The sequence below is a fragment of the Acutalibacter sp. 1XD8-36 genome (genome assembly GCF_009917525.1).
In the GTDB taxonomy this organism is placed as follows: Bacteria; Bacillota; Clostridia; order Oscillospirales; family Acutalibacteraceae; genus Acutalibacter.
Genome location: NZ_QZDU01000037.1, coordinates 1 through 3,287 on the forward strand (window position 1 = coordinate 1; position 3,287 = coordinate 3,287).

The 3,287-nt window shown below is 51.5% G+C and carries 1 protein-coding gene; it reads right to left on the reverse strand.

Annotated features, from left to right (window positions below):
- Nucleotides 1-3,266, reverse strand: a 3,266-nt coding sequence (locus D5270_RS16270; protein ID WP_166545062.1) for a cadherin-like beta sandwich domain-containing protein, incomplete at its 3' end; no start/stop codon positions are given.
- Nucleotides 3,267-3,287 lie beyond the last annotated feature (21 nt).

Genomic DNA, 3,287 nt, shown 5'->3' on the forward strand with positions numbered 1-3,287 from the left:
TCGGCGCGGGCGATTATCAGGGCGAAGTCCTGGCGGGCTATCTTGCCCTTGGGGTTGAACTTCCCTGCTGCTCCTGTGCCGGACATCAGGCCCATGTCTATGGCCTTCTTTACGTCCTCCAGGTGGCCCGAGTACACGTCGCTCAGGTCGTATTTGTCCGAGGGCTTCTCAACAGGTGCAGAGCCATCCTTCATAGACAGGGTGTAAGTAGCGGTAGTAACCTCATCGGCTGCGGTGACAACCACCTCTGCGGTCTTGCCTTCGCTCAGGTCAACGGTGGTGACCTCGGGGATATAGTCCTTGCCGTCAACGGTCACGGTAGCGCCGGGGTCGTTAGTCTCGATGACAACCGGCAGCTTGGTGACGTCGTAGTTCTCGTTCTCGCTCAGGTCCTCGACGATGAACTTATCGTCGTCCTGGGTGAAGGAGATTTCGTCGTCTACCTTGACGCTCTTCAGGGTAGCGTCCTTGCTGGCCTCGCCCTCGACGACCACGAACTCATACTCGCCGGTGCTGGTGCCGTTCTCGGCAACAACGGTGAAGTGGATAATGCGGCCGTCGGTCAGGGTGACCTGCTCATTGTTGAAGTACAGCTTGCCGTCGGCAACCTTAAACTTGGCGCTGGTATCGTCCTTGCCGACCCAGGTGCGCTGTCCGTTCACAACGGTGGACTTCTCGCTGCGGTCAAAGGTCAGCTCAAACTCCTTGGCGTTGCCAATGCCGGTGGTGCTGTTGTAATCCTTGGGAATAGTGATGATGTAGCGGTTGAGCTTGTCAACTGTGGTGTCCAGGGCCACACGCACGGGGGCAGTGGCAGTAACATTATTCAGTTTGCTCTCCCCGCTGGCGTTCTGGCGCACGGCATAGACGTAATAGGTCTCAGTAGGACTTGCTGTGTTGCCAGCCGCATCCTTTTCGCTCCAAACTTTTACTTCCTCACCAGTAGTGGCTGTCTTAGGATTGTACTTGGCTTCTCCTGCAACAGTTGTTATAGAATCTTCGTCAAGTGTTACAAGCTTAGTTGCAGTTTGAGTATCTAAATTGCTCACTACATACTCAAAAGTGGATTTTGCCGTACCAACAACGCTTATGTCTGTACCATTGCAATTCCAGCTGTAAACATACATGTCCTGGTTCGCCCAACTGCCAGTTGCCATACCGAAATCATAAGGAACTTCGACTCGAATGGTCTTTTCATCGGGATTAATCGTGGTGGGGAACTTGCTGGTGCTGGCCTCGAGCAGAGTCTGCTTGTCGGTCAGGGTCAGACTGGTAATGTCAGCCTTGTCATTAGCATCATCGATAATAATAGCTACTTTGGTGATGGACTCATCAGCAGCAGGAGTGCAAGCAGAGCCATCGGCAGAGATATTCGCATAAGAAGAATGCAGTAAGAATCCATAATGGCCAATTCCGACTTCCGTATTTCCTCCGGCAGGTGACCCAAAAGCACCACCAGCAGCTATATCGGAATTCTCAGCAACTAAATAGTGCTTTCCATCACGGCTTGCAGAAACTGCAGCAGTAGTAGCACCATTGGAAGCATCTACAGTCATTTTCTCATACAGACTAGCCAGGTCAGTATATGCACCAGTAGGAAGTGTGTCGTCATATGGCACATGAATAATAATATTTCCATCCTTATCCTTTGTGGACTTCACATCACCTAAGGTGCTACTATGCAATACTACACTGTTAATAACCGGCTTGCCGCTGGGAGTGCCGTTAAAGGTCAGATAGTACCTGGTCGCATGGTTATAAGCACCATCCTCGGCCTCAACCAGAATTTCCATGGGCTTGCTGTGATACTTGCGGAGATTGACGTTATCCAGTGTAACAACACTGTCGTGGTCATCAGAATCGTCATACACTGTATCCACATTATCGGCCCAAGGATTCATCACTGTGACCTTTGCATTCTTGGAAACGTGCAGCTTGATGTCGCGTGTAGTCAGTTCAACAACGTCGGTATCGTTGTTGTTATTGTCGTTGTCGACCAGATTCTCGTTGGGGATATTGCCCACAATAATGGTGGGGCTGGTAACATTGTTAGCAACTTCAATCAGGCCCTGGCTATAAGTGTCTGCGCCGTTTGTATCACCAACATTCACGCCGGTCAGTTTGGCTGCAGGATTTGCAACAGGCACAAAATTGACGGTCACAGTGCCATTTGCATCGTCTCCGCTGGTATCTGCCAGAGAAGATTTACCGGTCTGGACTCCGAGCTCAAAAGACACTTGCTTATCGCCATTGTCAGGGGCGGTGGTATCTGTGCTAGCACTCCAGTCAGCCACACCGCTGGTGGTCTGACCGTTATCGCGGTCATAGAGGCCGCCGTCATCGGTGAAACCATCTGTTGATTCAATGTACTTTACATTTTCGGAAGGCTTGAAGGTGGGAACGATATGGCTTGTAGCGCCAAAAGTACCAAAAGGAACTTTAACAGTGATAATCACATCGCCGGTATCATTGTCCTCGTTCTCCTCATAGCTAATCATATCAGGCACGTTGAACACGTCGAAGATGGTCTCAACTTTGTAGGAAACGGTATAAACCTGAGTAGACTTATCTTCAGCGGTCACGACAACCTTTGTAATAGAATCATTATCAGGGTCGGCAATGCCGATATTAACGTCAGCATTGGGGCTTGTGGTCTTAAAATTGTCCTTTGTCAGGCCAAGGACCTTGGCTGTGCTATCACGGCCCACAGGCTTGGTGATAACGATGGTCTTAGCAGTGTTATCGACCTCGGCAGCCACTATACGGGTGGACTCTACTGAGGCGATGGTGGTGTCACTGCTGGCGTTGCGCTCGCTGACGGTGATTGTCAGCGGGTAGGTGGTGGAAACACCGTCATTGGTGGTGACCTTCAGCTGTATGCCGGTGTAGTCGCCCCAATAGCTGCCCTCGGGCTTGTTGGCATAGGCCAGCAGGTCCACGGACTGCCGTGTGCTGCTGGTGCCGGGCTGGCCCTGCAGGCTGGTGGTGTTCTGTGCGCCATCCTTATTGATGATGCCCACCTTTGTGCCGTTTTCTGTGCGCAGCTCGAATGTCACATTCCTCAGTGCATTCTCGACCACGCCGCTCGTGCCGCTGGGGACGCTCATGCTCACGGTGTAAGCGTCACCGCTGAGCGTAGCCTCCACGCCGCCTACCTTGATAACATCAGGCTCAGCAGCGAAGGCGTTCATTGGGACCAAAGCGACGACCATAAGAATGGCCAGAAGAGCCGCAAGTGGTCTCTTAAGGAACTTGCTTTTGTTCATGATTTCAACCCTCTTAAATTT